General features: G+C 57.5%; 16 protein-coding genes and 1 tRNA gene. 16 read left to right on the forward strand and 1 reads right to left on the reverse strand.

What is annotated here, in order from left to right; translation table 11 throughout:
- The first annotated feature begins 23 nt into the window (after window positions 1–23).
- The 7 genes from dnaK (at window position 24) to ACZZZU_RS18005 (ending at window position 9,558) form a co-directional block, all read left to right on the forward strand.
- Entirely contained in the window at window positions 24–1,940 is a 1,917-nt protein-coding gene (gene dnaK, locus ACZZZU_RS17975) for a molecular chaperone DnaK (protein ID WP_122493075.1), read from the forward strand.
- 123 nt (window positions 1,941–2,063) lie between these two features.
- Window positions 2,064–3,197 carry a molecular chaperone DnaJ gene (dnaJ, locus tag ACZZZU_RS17980; protein ID WP_463381670.1) on the forward strand — a complete coding sequence of 378 codons (1,134 nt, stop codon included), beginning with the start codon at window positions 2,064–2,066 and terminating at the stop codon, window positions 3,195–3,197.
- Window positions 3,198–3,258: 61 nt separating this feature from the next.
- The gene (dapB, locus tag ACZZZU_RS17985) at window positions 3,259–4,062 is read left to right on the forward strand and encodes a 4-hydroxy-tetrahydrodipicolinate reductase (RefSeq protein ID WP_463381671.1); all 804 of its coding nucleotides are present in this window, start codon (window positions 3,259–3,261) and stop codon (window positions 4,060–4,062) included.
- A 196-nt stretch (window positions 4,063–4,258) separates the two neighbouring features.
- Window positions 4,259–5,395: a glutamine-hydrolyzing carbamoyl-phosphate synthase small subunit gene (gene carA, locus ACZZZU_RS17990; protein WP_122493073.1), complete on the forward strand. Its 1,137-nt coding sequence runs from the start codon at window positions 4,259–4,261 to the stop codon at window positions 5,393–5,395.
- A 35-nt stretch (window positions 5,396–5,430) separates the two neighbouring features.
- Entirely contained in the window at window positions 5,431–8,652 is a 3,222-nt protein-coding gene (gene carB, locus ACZZZU_RS17995; RefSeq protein WP_122493072.1) for a carbamoyl-phosphate synthase large subunit, read from the forward strand.
- Entirely contained in the window at window positions 8,649–9,125 is a 477-nt protein-coding gene (gene greA, locus ACZZZU_RS18000; RefSeq protein WP_463381673.1) for a transcription elongation factor GreA, read from the forward strand. Before carB ends, greA begins: the two co-directional genes overlap by 4 nt.
- 70 nt (window positions 9,126–9,195) lie before the next feature.
- On the forward strand, window positions 9,196–9,558 hold the full coding sequence (locus tag ACZZZU_RS18005) for an MFS transporter (protein WP_463381674.1): 363 nt from the start codon (window positions 9,196–9,198) through the stop codon (window positions 9,556–9,558).
- Window positions 9,559–9,571: 13 nt separating this feature from the next.
- On the opposite strand, the gene yhbY is transcribed toward ACZZZU_RS18005, so the two are convergent.
- Entirely contained in the window at window positions 9,572–9,880 is a 309-nt protein-coding gene (gene yhbY, locus ACZZZU_RS18010) for a ribosome assembly RNA-binding protein YhbY (RefSeq protein WP_122493069.1), read from the reverse strand.
- A gap of 103 nt (window positions 9,881–9,983) precedes the next feature.
- On the opposite strand from yhbY, the gene rlmE reads away from it, so the two are divergent.
- The 9 genes from rlmE (at window position 9,984) to nusA (ending at window position 18,559) form a co-directional block, all read left to right on the forward strand.
- Window positions 9,984–10,613 (forward strand): 23S rRNA (uridine(2552)-2'-O)-methyltransferase RlmE, encoded by a 630-nt coding sequence (gene rlmE / locus ACZZZU_RS18015; protein ID WP_122493068.1) that lies wholly within the window; start codon window positions 9,984–9,986, stop codon window positions 10,611–10,613.
- A gap of 201 nt (window positions 10,614–10,814) precedes the next feature.
- Complete coding sequence (ftsH, locus tag ACZZZU_RS18020) at window positions 10,815–12,728, forward strand: ATP-dependent zinc metalloprotease FtsH (protein ID WP_122493067.1); 1,914 nt, start codon at window positions 10,815–10,817, stop codon at window positions 12,726–12,728.
- An 8-nt stretch (window positions 12,729–12,736) separates the two neighbouring features.
- Window positions 12,737–13,588 carry a dihydropteroate synthase gene (gene folP, locus ACZZZU_RS18025; RefSeq protein ID WP_463381676.1) on the forward strand — a complete coding sequence of 284 codons (852 nt, stop codon included), beginning with the start codon at window positions 12,737–12,739 and terminating at the stop codon, window positions 13,586–13,588.
- A 16-nt stretch (window positions 13,589–13,604) separates the two neighbouring features.
- Complete coding sequence (gene glmM / locus ACZZZU_RS18030) at window positions 13,605–14,942, forward strand: phosphoglucosamine mutase (protein ID WP_122493065.1); 1,338 nt, start codon at window positions 13,605–13,607, stop codon at window positions 14,940–14,942.
- Window positions 14,943–15,007: 65 nt separating this feature from the next.
- Complete coding sequence (tpiA, locus tag ACZZZU_RS18035) at window positions 15,008–15,763, forward strand: triose-phosphate isomerase (protein ID WP_463551377.1); 756 nt, start codon at window positions 15,008–15,010, stop codon at window positions 15,761–15,763.
- 3 nt (window positions 15,764–15,766) lie between these two features.
- Window positions 15,767–16,150 carry a preprotein translocase subunit SecG gene (secG, locus tag ACZZZU_RS18040; protein ID WP_122493063.1) on the forward strand — a complete coding sequence of 128 codons (384 nt, stop codon included), beginning with the start codon at window positions 15,767–15,769 and terminating at the stop codon, window positions 16,148–16,150.
- A gap of 11 nt (window positions 16,151–16,161) precedes the next feature.
- Window positions 16,162–16,247, forward strand: a tRNA-Leu gene (locus ACZZZU_RS18045).
- 324 nt (window positions 16,248–16,571) lie between these two features.
- On the forward strand, window positions 16,572–17,030 hold the full coding sequence (rimP, locus tag ACZZZU_RS18050) for a ribosome maturation factor RimP (protein ID WP_108098208.1): 459 nt from the start codon (window positions 16,572–16,574) through the stop codon (window positions 17,028–17,030).
- A 47-nt stretch (window positions 17,031–17,077) separates the two neighbouring features.
- Window positions 17,078–18,559 (forward strand): transcription termination factor NusA, encoded by a 1,482-nt coding sequence (gene nusA / locus ACZZZU_RS18055; protein ID WP_122493062.1) that lies wholly within the window; start codon window positions 17,078–17,080, stop codon window positions 18,557–18,559.
- Window positions 18,560–18,561: the final 2 nt, after the last annotated feature.

The raw sequence follows: 18,561 nt of genomic DNA on the forward strand, positions 1-18,561 counted from the left end.
AATTCAGTTTCAGGAGAGCAAACATGGGCAGAATTATCGGTATCGACCTGGGGACCACCAACTCCTGCGTCTCGATCCTCGAAAACGGCAGCGTCAAGGTGTTGGAAAACGCCGAGGGCGCGCGTACCACTCCTTCGATCATTGCTTACACCAACGACGGCGAAATCCTTGTTGGTCAGTCGGCCAAGCGTCAGGCAGTCACCAACCCGCACAACACCTTGTATGCGGTGAAGCGTCTGATCGGTCGTCGTTTTGAAGAAAACGTCGTACAGAAAGACATCGAGATGGTGCCGTATAAAATTGTCAAAGCTGACAACGGCGACGCTTGGGTAGAAGTGAAGGGCCAGAAAATGGCACCGCCACAGATTTCCGCCGAAGTGCTGAAGAAAATGAAGAAAACCGCCGAAGACTACCTCGGCGAGCCAGTGACCGAAGCGGTAATCACCGTTCCGGCCTACTTCAACGACAGCCAGCGCCAGGCCACCAAAGACGCCGGCCGCATTGCTGGTCTGGAAGTTAAGCGCATCATCAACGAACCAACCGCAGCCGCTCTGGCTTACGGTATGGACAAGGCTAAGGGCGATCACACTGTGATCGTTTACGACCTGGGTGGCGGTACCTTCGATATCTCGGTAATCGAAATTGCCGAAGTCGACGGCGAGCACCAGTTCGAAGTGTTGGCCACTAACGGCGACACTTTCCTGGGTGGTGAAGACTTCGATATTCGTCTGATCGACTACCTCGTTGACGAATTCAAGAAAGAAAGCGGCATCAACCTTAAAGGTGATCCGTTGGCGATGCAGCGTCTGAAAGAAGCTGCTGAAAAAGCCAAGATTGAGCTGTCGTCCGCTCAGCAGACTGACGTCAACCTGCCGTACATCACTGCAGACGCTAGCGGTCCTAAGCACTTGAACGTGAAGATTTCGCGCGCCAAGCTGGAGTCGCTGGTTGAAGACCTGGTGCAGCGCACCATCGAGCCTTGCCGTATTGCGTTGAAAGACGCCGGTATCGACGTCGGCGCGATCCACGACGTGATTCTCGTCGGTGGTCAAACCCGTATGCCGCTGGTGCAGAAGCTGGTTACCGATTTCTTCGGTAAAGAAGCGCGTAAAGACGTCAACCCGGACGAAGCCGTGGCCATGGGTGCTGCGATTCAAGGCGCCGTGTTGGCTGGCGACGTGAAAGACGTGTTGCTGCTTGACGTTAGCCCGCTGACCCTGGGTATCGAAACTATGGGCGGCGTGATGACCGCGCTGATCGAGAAAAACACCACGATTCCTACCAAGAAATCTCAAGTGTTCTCGACCGCTGACGACAATCAGGGCGCCGTGACCATTCACGTGCTGCAGGGCGAGCGTAAGCAAGCCGCGCAGAACAAGTCGCTGGGCAAGTTCGACCTCGCCGAGATTCCGCCAGCACCGCGTGGCGTGCCGCAAATTGAAGTGACCTTCGACATCGACGCCAACGGCATCCTGCACGTGTCGGCGAAAGACAAGGCCACTGGCAAGCAGCAGTCCATCGTGATCAAGGCCAACTCCGGTCTGTCCGAGGAAGAAATCGAACAAATGGTGCGTGATGCCGAGGCCAATGCCGAGGAAGATCGCAAGTTTGAAGAGCTGGCTGGTGCTCGTAACCAAGGCGACGCATTGGTTCACGCCACCCGTAAGATGATCACCGAAGCGGGCGACAAAGCCACTGCGGATGAGAAAGCTGCGATTGAAAAAGCGCTAGGTGAACTTGAAGTGGCTATCAAAGGCGACAGCAAGGAAACCATCGACGCCAAAGTGGCTGCGCTCTCCGAAGCGACCGCTCCGCTGGCTCAGAAAATGTACGCCGAGCAGCCTCAGGCTGGCGAAGCGGCACCTGGCCAGGAAGAAGCCAAAGGCGGCGCTGACGATGTAGTCGACGCCGAGTTTGAAGAGGTCAAGGAAAACAAGTAAGCGTCCATTTGCTTGCTCTCCAGCCCGGCCAACTAACCAGTTGGCCGGGCGTTATCCGCCACGCGGGAGCTTGCTCCCGCGTTGGCGTGTCTGGAGAAGCCGATTTAAGAGTGTTGAAGAATTATGGCTAAGCGTGACTTTTACGAAGTGTTGGGTGTTGAGCGTGGCGCGAGCGAAGCCGAGCTGAAAAAGGCTTACCGACGCCTGGCGATGAAGCATCATCCGGACCGGAACCCTGGCGACAAAGAAGCTGAAGAGCGCTTCAAAGAGGCCAATGAGGCCTATGAAGTGCTGTCCGACGCCAACAAGCGCGCGGCGTTTGACCAGTATGGTCACGCCGGCGTCGACCCGAGCATGGGCGGCGCAGGTGCTGGCGGTGCCGGCTTTGGCGGGGCGAATTTCTCCGACATTTTCGGCGACGTATTCAGCGACTTCTTTGGCGGCGCCCGCGGTGGTTCGCGCGGCGGTGCGCAGCGCGGCAGCGATTTGCGCTACACCCTGGAACTCGATCTGGAAGAAGCCGTACGCGGCACTACCGTCACCATTCGCGTGCCGACGCTGGTCAACTGCAAAACCTGCGATGGTTCGGGTGCCAAGAAGGGCACCAGTCCGGTTACCTGTACGACCTGTGGCGGTATTGGTCAGGTGCGCATGCAGCAGGGCTTCTTCTCGGTGCAGCAAACCTGCCCGCGTTGCCATGGTAACGGCAAGATGATCGCTGACCCGTGCGGCACCTGCCATGGTCATGGTCGTGTTGAAGAACACAAAACCTTGTCGGTTAAAGTGCCGCCGGGCGTGGACACTGGCGACCGCATTCGCCTGTCTGGCGAAGGTGAGGCGGGCGCTATGGGCGGGCCGGCTGGCGACCTGTATGTCGTGGTGAATGTGCGCGAGCACGCGATTTTCCAGCGTGACGGCAAGCACCTGTACTGCGACGTGCCAATCAGCTTTGCCGACGCGGCGCTGGGTGGCGAACTGGAAGTGCCGACCCTTGATGGTCGCGTGAAGTTGAAGATTCCGGAAGGTACGCAAACCGGCAAGCTGTTCCGTCTGCGCGGCAAGGGCGTTGCACCGGTTCGAGGTGGTGGTGCTGGGGACTTGATGTGCCGGGTTGCGGTGGAAACGCCGGTGAATCTGGACAAACGTCAGCGCGAGTTGCTGGAGGAATTCCGCAAATCGCTTGCCACCGACGACAGCCATTCGCCCAAGGCGAGCGGTTGGTTTGAAGGCGTGAAGCGTTTCTTCGGCGACGTGTAAACGGAGCTGGCGAGGTCTGAGTGCTTCGCCGGTTGCAAGTTATTAGCTGGGAGCTGGATGAATGCAACGTATAGCCGTAGTGGGCGCCGCCGGGCGCATGGGCAAAACCCTGATTGAGGCGATTCAGCAGGCCGATGGCGCCAAGCTGACAGCCGCAATTGATCGCCCGGACAGCAGTCTGATCGGTGCTGATGTCGGCGAGTTGGCTGGCATGGGCAAGTTAGGTGTAATTCTGGTGGGCGACCTCGCCGAGGTGGTTGAGCAGTTCGATGTGCTTATCGACTTCACGCATCCCACCGTAACCCTGAAAAACCTGGAAGTCTGCCGCAAGGCTGGCAAATCCATGGTGATCGGCACTACCGGTTTCAGCGTTGAGGAAAAACAGCGGCTGGCCGACGCGGGCAAGGACATCTCGATCGTCTTCGCCGCCAACTTCAGCGTCGGCGTCAATTTGTGCTTGAAGTTGCTCGATACCGCCGCGCGCGTGTTGGGCGACGACGTGGATATTGAAATCCTCGAAGCGCACCACCGGCATAAAGTCGACGCGCCCTCTGGCACAGCTGTGCGCATGGGCGAAGTGGTCGCGCAGGCGCTTGGGCGTGATCTGCAGAAAGTCGCGGTATACGGTCGTGAAGGTCAGACCGGAGCCCGAGATCGCGAAACTATCGGCTTCGCTACCGTGCGCGCTGGGGACATCGTTGGCGACCACACGGTGCTGTTTGCGGCCGACGGCGAGCGCGTTGAGATCACGCACAAAGCATCAAGTCGCATGACGTTCGCGCGAGGCGCTGTGCGTTCGGCGCTGTGGCTGAACGAAAAGCCAGCGGGGCTTTACGATATGCAGGATGTGCTTGATCTGCACTGAGACGACTAAACGGTTGTCATCGTGGGTAGACCAAAAATGCCTTTTTCTGTAAGCTACAGCTTTAGTGTGTCCACTAAAAGCGCGCAGTTAACTTGAAAAAGTGATTCTCAAAAAAGCGGGGTGACGTGTCTAAGCGTCATCCCGCTTTTTTACAACCTGCGTACGCCCCGTCAGGCTTGATTTACCGGAGGTCTTCTTGACTAAGCCAGCCATACTCGCCCTTGCTGATGGCAGCATTTTTCGCGGCGAAGCCATTGGAATCGACGGTCAAACCGTCGGAGAGGTGGTGTTCAATACTGCTATGACCGGCTATCAGGAAATCCTCACCGATCCTTCCTATGCCCAACAAATCGTTACCCTGACTTATCCCCATATCGGCAACACCGGCACCACGCCGGAAGACGCCGAGTCGAACCGCGTCTGGTCCGCCGGCCTGGTGATACGCGATCTCCCATTGGTGGCAAGCAACTGGCGTAACACCATGTCGCTGTCGGATTACCTGAAAGCCAACAACGTTGTGGCTATCGCCGGTATCGACACGCGCCGCCTGACCCGCATCCTGCGTGAGAAAGGCGCCCAGAACGGCTGCATCTTGGCTGGCGACAACATCTCCGACGAGCAAGCCTTGGCAGCCGCGCGTGGCTTTCCCGGTTTGAAAGGCATGGACTTGGCCAAAGTGGTCAGCTCCACCGAGCGCTACGAATGGCGCTCCAGTGTCTGGAACCTGAAGACCGACAGCCACCCGGATATCGACGCCAGCGAGCTGCCGCACCATGTCGTCGCCTTCGACTACGGCGTGAAGTTGAACATCCTGCGTATGTTGGTTGAGCGTGGCTGCCGCGTCACCGTGGTGCCGGCGCAAACGCCAGCCAGCGAAGTGCTGGCGCTTCAGCCGGACGGCGTCTTCCTGTCTAACGGCCCAGGCGATCCGGAGCCGTGCGACTACGCGATTCAAGCGATTAAAGAAGTGCTGGAAACCGAGATTCCGGTATTCGGCATCTGCCTCGGCCACCAATTGCTGGCGCTGGCCTCGGGCGCCAAGACCGTGAAAATGGGTCATGGTCACCACGGTGCCAACCACCCGGTTCAAGACCTCGACACCGGCGTGGTGATGATCACCAGCCAGAACCACGGTTTCGCAGTGGACGAAGCAACCTTGCCGTCCAACCTGCGCGCTACGCACAAGTCGCTGTTCGACGGCACCCTTCAAGGCATTGAGCGCACCGACAAGGTTGCCTTCAGCTTCCAGGGCCACCCTGAAGCGAGCCCGGGTCCGCTGGACGTTGCTCCTTTGTTTGACCGATTCATCGAAGCCATGGCCGCGCGCCGTTAAGCCTGCCGACTGACCAAAGGATTCGAGAGTAGAAAATGCCAAAACGTACAGACCTTAAAAGCATCCTGATCCTCGGCGCCGGCCCCATCGTTATCGGCCAGGCGTGCGAGTTCGATTACTCCGGCGCCCAGGCCTGCAAGGCCCTGCGCGAAGAGGGTTACCGGGTCATTCTGGTGAACTCCAACCCGGCCACCATCATGACCGACCCGGCCATGGCCGACGCCACGTACATCGAACCGATCAAGTGGCAAACCGTTGCCAAGATCATCGAAAAAGAGCGTCCAGACGCACTGCTGCCAACCATGGGTGGCCAGACCGCACTGAACTGCGCCCTGGACCTGGAGCGCCACGGCGTTCTGGAAAAGTTCGGCGTGGAAATGATCGGCGCCAATGCCGACACCATCGACAAAGCCGAAGACCGCTCGCGTTTTGACAAGGCCATGAAAGACATCGGCCTGGCCTGTCCGCGCTCCGGTATTGCCCACAACATGGAAGAGGCCAACGCGGTGCTCGAGAAGCTCGGCTTCCCGTGCATTATCCGTCCGTCCTTCACCATGGGCGGCACGGGCGGCGGTATCGCCTACAACCGTGAAGAATTCGAAGAAATCTGCGCCCGTGGTCTGGATCTGTCGCCGACCAAAGAGCTGCTGATCGACGAGTCGTTGATCGGCTGGAAAGAGTACGAGATGGAAGTGGTCCGCGACAAAAAGGACAACTGCATCATCGTTTGCTCCATCGAGAACTTCGACCCGATGGGCGTGCACACCGGTGACTCCATCACCGTGGCTCCGGCGCAAACCCTGACCGACAAGGAATACCAGATTCTGCGCAACGCCTCGCTGGCAGTGCTGCGTGAAATCGGCGTTGAAACTGGCGGCTCGAACGTGCAGTTCGGTATTTGCCCGGACACCGGTCGTATGGTCGTGATCGAGATGAACCCACGGGTTTCTCGCTCCTCCGCGCTGGCCTCGAAAGCCACCGGCTTCCCGATTGCCAAGGTCGCCGCCAAGCTGGCAGTTGGTTACACCCTCGACGAGCTGCAGAACGACATCACTGGCGGTAAAACCCCGGCCTCGTTCGAGCCGGCTATCGACTACGTCGTTACCAAGATTCCTCGTTTCGCCTTTGAGAAATTCCCGAAAGCCGACGCCCGCCTGACTACGCAAATGAAATCGGTCGGTGAGGTGATGGCCATCGGTCGCACCTTCCAAGAGTCCGTACAGAAAGCTCTGCGCGGTCTTGAAGTGGGTGTGAACGGCTTTGATCCGAAGCTCGACCTGAGTAATCCGGAAGCCAAGGGCATTCTCAAGCGTGAGCTGACCGTGCCGGGCGCTGAGCGCATCTGGTATGTGGCCGACGCCTTCCGCGCTGGCATGAGCTGCGACGACATTTTTGCGCTGACCAAAATCGATCACTGGTTCCTGGTGCAGATCGAGGACCTGATCAAAGACGAAGAGCGCATCAAGACCATGGGCTTGTCGTCCATTGATCGCGACGTGATGTACAAGCTCAAGCGCAAGGGCTTCTCCGACGCCCGTTTGGCCAAGCTGCTGGGTGTGACCGAGAAAAACCTGCGCAGCCACCGTCACAAGTTGAAGGTGCTGCCGGTCTACAAGCGCGTGGACACCTGTGCGGCCGAGTTCTCCACCGACACCGCTTACATGTATTCGACCTACGAGGAAGAGTGCGAAGCGAATCCGTCGACCCGCGACAAGATCATGATTCTGGGCGGTGGTCCGAACCGTATCGGTCAGGGCATCGAGTTTGACTACTGCTGCGTACACGCCGCTTTGGCGATGCGCGACGATGGTTACGAAACCATCATGGTCAACTGCAACCCGGAAACCGTTTCGACCGACTACGACACCTCGGACCGCCTGTATTTTGAATCGGTAACCTTGGAAGACGTGCTTGAAATCGTCCGCGTTGAGCAGCCTAAAGGCGTGATCGTGCAGTACGGCGGCCAAACCCCGCTGAAACTGGCGCGTGCCCTGGAAGAAGCTGGTGTGCCCATCATCGGCACCTCGCCGGATGCCATCGACCGCGCCGAAGACCGCGAGCGCTTCCAGCAGATGGTTGAGCGCCTGAACTTGCGCCAGCCGCCGAACGCCACCGTGCGCAGCGAAGAGGAAGCCATTCGCGCGGCCAACAAAATTGGTTACCCGCTGGTGGTGCGTCCGTCCTACGTGCTGGGCGGTCGGGCGATGGAAATCGTCTACGAAGAAGAAGAGCTCAAGCGCTATCTGCGTGAGGCCGTGCAGGTCTCGAATGACAGCCCTGTGCTGCTTGATCACTTCCTTAACTGCGCCATCGAAGTCGACATCGACGCGGTGTGCGACGGCGAGACAGTAGTTATCGGCGCCATCATGCAGCACATCGAACAGGCCGGCGTTCACTCCGGTGACTCGGCTTGCTCGCTGCCGCCGTATTCGCTGCCAGCCCACATCCAGAACGAGATCCGCGAACAGGTCAAAAAGATGGCCTTGGAGCTCGGTGTAGTGGGTTTGATGAACGTGCAGATGGCCGTGCAGGGCGAGGACATCTTCGTTATTGAAGTGAACCCGCGTGCTTCGCGTACCGTGCCGTTCGTGTCCAAGTGCATCGGCGTTTCCCTGGCGATGATCGCGGCTCGCGTCATGGCCGGCAAAACCCTGAAAGAAGTAGGTCTGACCGAAGAGATCATTCCGAACTTCTACAGCGTGAAAGAAGCCGTGTTCCCGTTCGCCAAGTTCCCAGGCGTTGACCCGATCCTCGGCCCAGAGATGAAGTCGACCGGTGAAGTGATGGGCGTGGGCGACACGTTCGGCGAGGCGTTCGCTAAAGCTCAGATGGGCGCCAGCGAAATCTTGCCAACGGGCGGCACCGCCTTTATCAGCGTGCGTGACGATGACAAACCGCTGGTTGCAGGCGTCGCTCGCGACCTGATTAGCTTGGGTTTTGAAATCGTCGCTACTGCTGGCACTGCCAAGCTGATCGAAGCGGCTGGCCTGAAAGTGCGTCGTGTGAACAAGGTGACCGAAGGCCGTCCGCACGTGGTCGACATGATCAAAAATGACGAAGTCACGCTGATCATCAACACCACTGAAGGTCGTCAGTCGATCGCCGACTCTTACTCCATTCGCCGCAACGCGCTGCAGCACAAGATTTACTGCACCACCACGATTGCAGCGGGCGAGGCTATCTGTGAAGCGCTGAAGTTTGGTCCCGAGAAGACCGTTCGCCGCTTGCAGGATCTGCATGCAGGATTGAAAGCATGATCAAGTACCCAATGACCGTTCAGGGCGCTCGCGCCCTGGAAGAAGAACACGCCCACTTGACCAAGGTCGTGCGTCCGAAGCTCAGCCAGGACATCGGCACGGCCCGCGAATTGGGTGACCTGAAGGAAAACGCTGAATACCATGCCGCGCGTGAACAGCAGGGTATGGTTGAGGCGCGCATTCGCGATATCGAAGGTCGGCTGCAAAACGCTCAGGTCATCGACGTGACCGCCATCGCGCCAACCGGCAAGGTGATTTTCGGCACCACGGTGGAAATTGCGAACGTTGAAACTGACGAGCGCGTGACCTACCAGATCGTTGGTGAGGACGAAGCGGACATCAAGCTCGGGAAAATTTCCGTAGGCTCACCAATCGCTCGCGCATTGATCGCCAAGGAAGAAGGCGATGTGGTTCCAGTGCGTACGCCGAGCGGGTTGATTGAGTACGAGATTGTCGAGGTTCGTCATATCTAAAGCCCGTCCACTCGATGTTGGGGTAGTCACCTGGCGGCTGGCTCAGACTTTCTGGGTTGGCGGCCTGTGGTTGCTTCACTTCGTGGTATTGCCTGCGCTGGAGCGGATCGGTCTTGCACCGATGCTCGTCGAGGAAATCGCCAACACGCTGAGTCCGCTGCTGGTGTTACTGGCAGCGGGTGGGCTGGTGCTGCAGATGCTTGTATTGCTGCAGGCCGAGCGCATTTCATCGTTGTGGCGCGATGTTCGCGGTCAGCTTCTGGTCGCGAGTTTGCTCGTGGCGCTGGTGTATGGCGCTCTGCATCGCTGGCAGCCGGACGCCCTGCGGTTGCAGTTGTTCTCGTTTTTGGTTTTAGCGTTATGCGGTGCGCTGTTGGTTCTACAGCCAGTGCCGGACGGCGAGGCAGCCAGGGCACGCACGGCGCGCCACTGACGAGTGATGGCAATCAGCTAAAACGGGTGACGTTCGACAGCTGTTTGTTCACTTTCGGATTCTTGCGGTAGATAAGCGCCATCTTGCCGATGACCTGCACCAAATCGCTTTTCGCGGTTTTGCACAGTTCTTCAATAGCAGCCAAGCGACTTTCGCGTTCGGTGATTCTTAGTTGAATCTTGATCAGTTCGTGATCAGTCAGCGCGCGCTCCAGTTCGGCGAGCACACCTTCGGTCAAACCATTGTCAGCAACAATCAATACCGGTTTTAGATGGTGACCGATAGATTTGTACTGTTTCTTCTGCTCCTGAGTGAGCGGCATAATCTGACCCCTGCGTCTGATCTTGTAAAAAGCGGCGGCTAGTTTAACCGAGCGCCCTCGGTACCGCCCAGTTAATCACGCCCCGTTAATGTTGAGGTGCCCAGTGGCACGTTCCAAAACAAGTCAAGGTTGGTTGAAAGAGCATTTCAACGACCCGTACGTAAAAATGGCGCAGAAGGACGGCTACCGTTCCCGTGCCAGCTACAAATTGTTAGAGATCCAGGAAAAAGATCGCATTTTGCGGCCCGGCAACACAGTGATTGACCTTGGCGCTGCTCCTGGTGGTTGGTCGCAGGTGACCAGTCGGGTGCTCGGGGATAAAGGTCGGCTGATAGCCTCCGATATCCTTGAAATGGACAGCATTCCTGACGTCACCTTTATTCAAGGCGATTTCACGGAAGAGTCCGTCCTCGCCCAGATACTCGAGGCGGTCGGCGATCATCCGGTGGACCTTGTGATTTCGGATATGGCCCCCAATATGAGTGGGGTGAAGATGGCGGATCAAGCGCGTGCGATGTATCTATGCGAGTTAGCGCTGGATTTGGCAGGTCAGGTCTTACGTCCAGGTGGCGACTTCCTAATCAAAATCTTCCAGGGTGAAGGCTTCGATACGTATCACAAGCAAGTGCGAACCATGTTCGAGAAGGTGCAGATGCGTAAGCCGCTGTCTTCTCGTGACCGGTCCCGCGAGCAATATCTGCTAGCTCGCGGCTTTCGCGGGGCGCAAGATTGAACCCCTGAAGACAGGGCTCAGTCGAACGTTGTAAGAGTCGAGCGTTGTTTTGCCGTTTCACGGCAATGCCTCATAAAGGGTTACAGACGCTTCCTGCCTAGGTTCGGAAGTTGTGTAGTAAGTTAGGCGGATCAATATCCAGCCGTAATGCGAGGTTCGTCCCGCGTGGGGCCTGCTTCAGAGGGTAGCTAATTGAACGACATGGCAAAGAACCTGATCTTGTGGCTGATCATCGCTGCCGTCCTGGTGACGGTGATGAACAATTTCTCCAGTCCGAGCGAGCCCCAGACCCTGAACTACTCGCAATTTATCGAGCAGGTCAAAGACGGCGGCGTGCAAAAAGTCACCATCGAAGGCTTCACCATTACGGGCATTGGCACTGACGGCAAGCCGTTCACCACAGTGCGGCCGATGATCGAAGACCGCGGGCTGATCGGTGATCTGATCAACAACAACGTCACCGTCGAAGGCAAGAAGCCTGAGCAGCAGAGCATCTGGACTCAGTTGCTGGTTGCCAGCTTCCCGATTTTGGTAATCATCGCCGTGTTCATGTTCTTCATGCGCCAGATGCAAGGCGGCGCGGGCGGCAAGGGCGGCCCGATGAGCTTCGGCAAAAGCAAGGCGCGCTTGCTTTCTGAAGACCAGGTCAAAACCACTCTGGCTGACGTTGCGGGCTGCGACGAGGCTAAAGAAGAAGTGGGCGAGCTCGTCGAGTTCCTGCGTGATCCGGGTAAATTCCAGCGTCTGGGCGGCCGTATTCCCCGTGGCGTATTGATGGTGGGCCCACCGGGTACGGGTAAAACTCTGTTGGCTAAAGCCATTGCTGGTGAGGCGAAGGTTCCGTTCTTCACCATTTCCGGTTCGGACTTCGTGGAAATGTTCGTCGGCGTTGGCGCCAGCCGCGTTCGCGATATGTTCGAACAAGCCAAAAAGCACGCTCCTTGCATCATCTTCATCGACGAAATCGACGCCGTCGGCCGCCATCGTGGCGCCGGCATGGGCGGTGGTCACGATGAGCGCGAGCAGACACTGAACCAGTTGCTGGTTGAGATGGACGGCTTCGAAATGAATGACGGCATCATCGTCATTGCCGCCACTAACCGTCCGGACGTGCTGGACCCTGCCTTGCTGCGTCCCGGTCGTTTCGACCGTCAGGTTGTGGTCGGGCTGCCAGACATTCGCGGTCGCGAACAAATTCTGAAAGTGCACATGCGCAAAGTGCCCATGGGCGACAACGTTAAGCCTGCGGTCATTGCTCGTGGTACGCCGGGTTTCTCCGGTGCCGATCTGGCGAATCTGGTCAACGAGGCTTCGCTGTTTGCGGCTCGTGCTGGCAAGCGCATCGTCGAAATGAAAGAGTTTGAGCTGGCGAAAGACAAAATCATGATGGGCGCTGAGCGCAAATCCATGGTCATGTCGGAGAAAGAGAAACTCAATACTGCGTTCCATGAGGCAGGCCACGCCATCGTTGGTCGCCTGGTTCCTGAGCATGACCCGGTTTACAAAGTGTCGATCATTCCTCGTGGTCGGGCGCTGGGCGTCACCATGTTTCTGCCGGAAGAAGATCGCTACAGCCTGTCGAAGAGAGCGCTGATTAGCCAAATCTGCTCGCTGTACGGCGGCCGTATTGCTGAAGAAATGACGTTGGGTTTTGACGGCGTCACCACCGGCGCTTCGAACGACATCATGCGCGCCAGCCAGATTGCCCGAAATATGGTGACCAAGTGGGGCCTCTCGGAAAAACTAGGCCCGCTCATGTATGCCGAAGAAGACGGTGAGGTGTTCTTGGGTCGCGGTGGTGGCGGTCAGCAGAGCAGCATGTCTGCAGACACGTCTCGATTGATCGACCTGGAAGTACGCAGCATCATCGACGAGTGCTACGGAACCGCCAAACGTCTGCTCGAAGAAAACCGCGACAAGCTAAACGCCATGTGCGACGCGTTGATGAAATACGAAACGATCGATGCTGATCAAATCGACGACATCATGAATGGCCGCACGCCACGCGAGCCCCGCGACTGGCAGGATGATGGCGATTCCGGTTCTACGATCAGCAAACAAGATCCTGCTGAAGTGCCTGAAAAACCTATCGGTGGTCCAGCCGCTGAGCATTAAGGCCTGACATGTCTCTGACGCAACACCCGAACCGGCTACCTTGTGGTAGCCGGTTTCTTGATTTAAGCCGCCCGCACGTGATGGGCATTCTTAACGTGACCCCCGACTCTTTCTCTGACGGCGGGCGCTTCAGTCGCGTCGATCTGGCGTTGCGTCACGCCGCCGACATGGTGGCTGCAGGCGCTACGCTTATCGACGTCGGCGGGGAGTCAACGCGCCCGGGAGCACGGGCCGTATCGCCGGTTGAGGAATTGGAGCGCGTGGCGCCGGTGGTCGAGGCGATTGCGCGCGAGTTGGATGTGATCATCTCTGTCGATACGTCCACACCCGCTGTGATTCGCGAGTCAGCGCGGCTGGGTGCCGGGCTGATCAACGACGTCCGCTCGTTGCAGCGTGACGGCGCGCTAGAAGCTGCAGCGGCCACCCGCTTGCCGGTGTGTCTGATGCACATGCGCGGCGAGCCGGGCACCATGCAAGACAATCCGGTGTATGCAGATATCGTGGCTGAGGTGCGAGACTTCCTGGCTGAGCGCACGGCCGCTTGTGTAGCGGCTGGGATTGGCTCCGAGCGTGTAGTGCTGGATCCTGGTTTCGGCTTTGCCAAAACGTTTGAGCATAATCTGTCGCTGTTTAAGCACTTGGACGCCTTGCACGCGCTCGGCCGGCCGTTGTTGGTCGGCGTCTCGCGTAAAAGCATGATTGGTCGGGCGCTGGGTCGAGAAGTCGGCGACCGACTGCACGGCAGTCTTGCATTGGCCGCTTTGGCAGTAGCGAAGGGCGCACATATTTTGCGTGTGCATGACGTGGCGGAAACCGTCGACGTGGTGCGCATGATTGCTGCTGTGCAAGCAGCAGATTAAGGAGATCGGAGAGCAAATGGGCAAAAAATATTTCGGCACCGACGGCATCCGTGGGCGCGTAGGTCAATTCCCGATCACTCCAGATTTCATGCTTAAGCTCGGCTGGGCGGCGGGCATGGCGTTTCGTAAGCAGGGTGCCTGCCGTGTGCTTATCGGTAAAGACACGCGAATTTCCGGTTATATGTTTGAGTCTGCCTTGGAGGCGGGTTTGTCTGCTGCGGGCGCCGACGTGATGTTGCTCGGCCCGATGCCGACCCCAGCCATCGCCTACCTGACTCGCACCTTCCACGCTGAAGCGGGCATCGTTATCAGCGCCTCGCACAACCCGCACGACGACAACGGCATCAAATTCTTCTCCGGCCAGGGCACCAAATTGCCGGACGAGTTGGAGCTGATGATTGAAGAGCTGCTCGACGCGCCGATGACGGTGGTGGAGTCGGCGAAGCTCGGGAAAGTGTCGCGTATCAATGACGCCGCTGGCCGCTACATCGAATTCTGTAAGAGCAGCGTGCCAACCAGCACCGATTTCGCCGGTTTAAAACTGGTGGTGGACTGTGCTCATGGCGCTGCTTACAAAATTGCGCCTAGCGTATTTCGCGAACTAGGCGCCCACGTCACGGTGCTGTCCGCTTCCCCTAACGGCCTGAATATCAACGATGACTGCGGCTCCACGCACATGGGCGCGCTGCAGGCAGCCGTTGTGGAGCATGGTGCGGATCTTGGCATCGGCTTCGATGGAGATGCCGACCGTGTGCTGATGGTTGATCACACGGGGGCTCTGGTCGATGGCGATGAGCTGCTGTACATCATTGCTCGAGATCTCCAAGAACTCGGCAAGCTGCAGGGCGGCGTCGTTGGGACGCTGATGAGCAATCTGGGGCTTGAGTTGGCGCTGGCCGATCTGAACATCCCCTTCGTGCGCGCCAATGTCGGCGACCGCTACGTAATCAGCGAACTGCTCGAGCGTAACTGGCAGATTGGCGGTGAAAACTCCGGTCATATCGTGTGCTTCCAACACACTACTACCGGGGACGCCATCATTGCCGCGTTGCAGGTGCTGTTGGCGTTGCGTCGTTGGGGTAAGAGTCTGGCTGAGGCCCGGCAGGGGCTGCGTAAATGTCCGCAGGTGTTGGTTAACGTGCGGTTTGCTGGTGGCGTCGACCCGGTTTCTCACCCGTCAGTTACCGATGCCTGCGCCCGCGTGACCGAGCGTATGGGTGGGCGTGGGCGCGTGTTGTTGCGTAAGTCCGGCACAGAACCTTTGGTTCGTGTGATGGTCGAGGGTGACGACGAAGCCCAGGTGCGTAGCTATGCTGATGAATTAGCTAAAATAGTTACCGAAGTCTGTGCCTGATTCGGCTTGCTAATCCTTAATGTCTTGGGTAGCATCTGCGCCCACTTTGATCGACGAGGTAGAGCATGCGTCGCCCTTTGGTAGCTGGTAACTGGAAAATGCACGGTACCCGCGCCAGCGTCGCTGAGTTGATCAATGGCTTGCACGCGGTGGCTTTGACGGGTGGTGTAGAGGTAGCGGTTTTTCCGCCAAGCCTTTATATCAACGACGTGTTGGCTGGCGTGAAAGGCAAGTCCATCGCCGTAGGCGCGCAGAATTGCGCTGCTGTTCCCGAGCAGGGAGCGCTGACAGGCGAAATCGCCTCAAGTCAGCTGGCAGATGCAGGATGTGAGTTTGTACTTGTAGGTCATTCCGAGCGCCGTCAGGTGCTGGGCGAAACAGATGACCTGCTTGTTCGTAAGTTCGCCGCTGTACAAGCCTCTGGTTTGAAGCCCGTGTTGTGCATAGGGGAAACCCTGGAGCAGCGCGAAGCAGGTCAGACCATCGAGGTGGTGAATCGCCAGGTGAGCTGCGTGATAGAAGCGCTCGGTGTTGAAGTGTTTGCTCGTGCGGTCATTGCGTACGAGCCGGTCTGGGCCATTGGCACGGGCCTAACTGCAACGCCAGAGCAGGCGCAGGACGTGCACGCAGCTATTCGTGCGCAACTGAGCGCTAGCGATGCTGAAGTGGCTCGCGGTGTACGAATTCTTTATGGCGGCAGTGTTAAGGCGGCCAATGCGATTGAATTGTTCGGCATGCCGGATATCGATGGGGGGCTCATTGGTGGAGCCTCTCTGAATGCGGATGAGTTTGGTGCGATCTGTCGCGCCGCAGGAAACTAAGAAATGCTGGAAACTATCGTTGTAGTTCTGCATCTGCTGGCGGCTTTGGGCGTAGTTGCGCTCGTATTGCTGCAGCAGGGTAAAGGTGCCGATGCCGGTGCCTCGTTTGGTTCGGGTGCTTCGGCCACTGTTTTTGGTAGCCAAGGTTCCTCTACCTTTCTTAGTCGTTTTACTGCTATACTTGCAGCCGCTTTTTTCATTACTAGCTTGGGCTTAGGCTTCTTTGCTAAGGAAAAAGCTCACATGTTGGGTCAGGCAGGTTTGCCAGATCCAGCGGTGTTGGAAGTGCCGCAGCAAAAACCGGTCGCAGAAGATGTGCCGGTGCTCGAAGAGCAAAAGCCAGCGTCTAACGCTAGCGACGTACCTCAAGCTCCAGAGCAGAAGTAAGTGCGTTAATTGCCGAGGTGGTGGAATTGGTAGACACGCTACCTTGAGGTGGTAGTGGCCATAGGCTGTAGGGGTTCGAGTCCCCTTCTCGGTACCAATTAAACAGCAAAGCCCGCTTCATGCGGGCTTTGCTGTTGCTGGGGATTGGATTGACCATCGCGCTACTTCGGTCGTATACTTCGGCCCCAGCTTTAACGTGGGGTTCGGCCGTTTGATAGCCCGATGGGCTCATGGCTAAGAAGGTTTGGTTTAACCTTTCTTCCCCTGCAATCGATTGTAGCGGAGCCCCTTTTTAGGGGCTTTTTGTTAGCCGGTTGCTTTGTTGGTTTGGCTGTTTTGTCGTTGAGCGTAACGTTCAGCGGCTTCAAGGGATGGGCGTTTCGCCCATTTTTTATTTGTACGACATGCACGAGGGGTTCAAGTGTCGAGCAAGCTAGAAGAGTTGCAGGCCTTGCTGGCCCCGGTAGTCGAGGCCCTTGGCTATCAATGCTGGGGTATCGAGTTCCTGTCCCAGGGGCGGCATTCCCTGCTTCGCGTCTATATCGATCATGCCAACGGCATTCTTGTCGAAGATTGCGAAAAGGTCAGTCGCCAGTTGAGCGGTGTCCTGGATGTCGAAGACCCGGTAGCTAGCGAATACACCTTGGAGGTGTCTTCGCCAGGCATGGACCGGCCGCTGTTCACGATTGAGCAGTTCGCCGCGCACGCCGGTGAGCAAGTAAAGATCAAACTGCGTTCTCCCTTTGATGGGCGGCGTAACTTTCAGGGCCTCCTTCGCGGAGTAGAGGAACAGGATGTTGTGGTGCTGGTTGATGACCATGAATACCTGTTGCCGATCGATTCGATCGACAAGGCCAATATTGTTCCCAGTTTTGACTGAGACGCGGATCCCGCGGATCCAATGGATTGCGAAAGGCGAGGCGTACGATGAGCAAAGAAGTACTGCTGGTTGTTGAGTCGGTATCCAACGAAAAGGGTGTACCGGCCGGCGTGATTTTTGAGGCGTTGGAGTTGGCGTTGGCCACTGCAACGAAAAAACGTTTCGACGTAGAAGTTGAGCTTCGCGTAGAGATCAATCGTGTAACGGGCAGCTATGAAACGTTCCGTTGCTGGACCGTGGTTGATGATCAATCGCTGTTCAACCTGGCATCCGAGCTGACGCTCGACGAGGCACGAGAAATCAAGCCTGATGCCCAGCTTGGCGACACCATCGAAGAAAAAATCGAGTCGATCGAATTCGGTCGTATCGCGGCGCAAACCGCCAAGCAAGTTATCGTGCAGAAAGTTCGTGAAGCTGAGCGCGCCCAAGTGGTCGAAGCTTACCGTGAACGTCTGGGCGAAATTATCTCCGGCACCGTGAAGAAAGTTACCCGCGACAACGTCATCGTTGACCTGGGCAACAACGCTGAAGCGCTGCTGGCTCGCGAGGACATCATCTCCCGCGAAACCTTCCGCGTTGGCGCTCGCCTGCGTGCATTGTTGAAAGAAATTCGCACCGAGAACCGTGGTCCTCAGCTGATCCTGTCGCGCACCGCGCCGGAAATGCTGATCGAACTGTTCCGTATCGAAGTGCCAGAAATCGCTGAAGAGCTTATTGAAGTGATGGCCGCTTCCCGTGATCCGGGTTCGCGGGCCAAAATTGCCGTGCGCTCCAAAGACAAACGTATTGACCCGCAAGGCGCCTGCATCGGTATGCGCGGCTCGCGTGTACAAGCGGTGTCGGGTGAGTTGGGCGGCGAGCGTGTCGATATCGTGCTGTGGGATGACAACCCTGCTCAGTTCGTGATCAACGCCATGTCACCGGCCGAAGTTGCCGCCATCATCGTTGACGAAGATGCCCATGCCATGGACATCGCCGTCGGTGAAGACAATCTGGCACAAGCAATCGGCCGTGGCGGTCAGAACGTTCGTTTGGCTAGTCAGTTGACCGGCTGGACACTGAATGTAATGACCGAAGCGGATATTCAGGCCAAGCAGCAAGCTGAAACTGGCGACATCCTGCAGAACTTCATCGACGAGCTGGAAGTCGACGAAGATATTGCTCAGGTGTTGGTAGAAGAAGGCTTCACCAGCCTGGAAGAAATCGCCTATGTCCCAATGGAAGAGATGCTCAGCATCGATGGCTTCGACGAGGAAATCGTCACCGAGCTTCGCGCTCGCGCCAAAGATCGCCTGCTGACCAAGGCCATTGCGACGGAAGAAAAGCTGGCAGACGCGCAACCAGCCGAAGACCTGCTCTCGCTTGAGGGTATGGACAAAGGGTTGGCGCAAGAACTGGCAGTACGCGGCGTGATTAACCGCGAAGACCTGGCCGAGCAGTCGATTGACGACCTGCTCGACATCGACGGTATCGACGCAGAGCGTGCCGGCAAGTTGATCATGGCCGCCCGAGCCCATTGGTTCGAGTAAGT

The sequence above is a fragment of the Pseudomonas sp. AC136 genome (assembly GCF_979258585.1).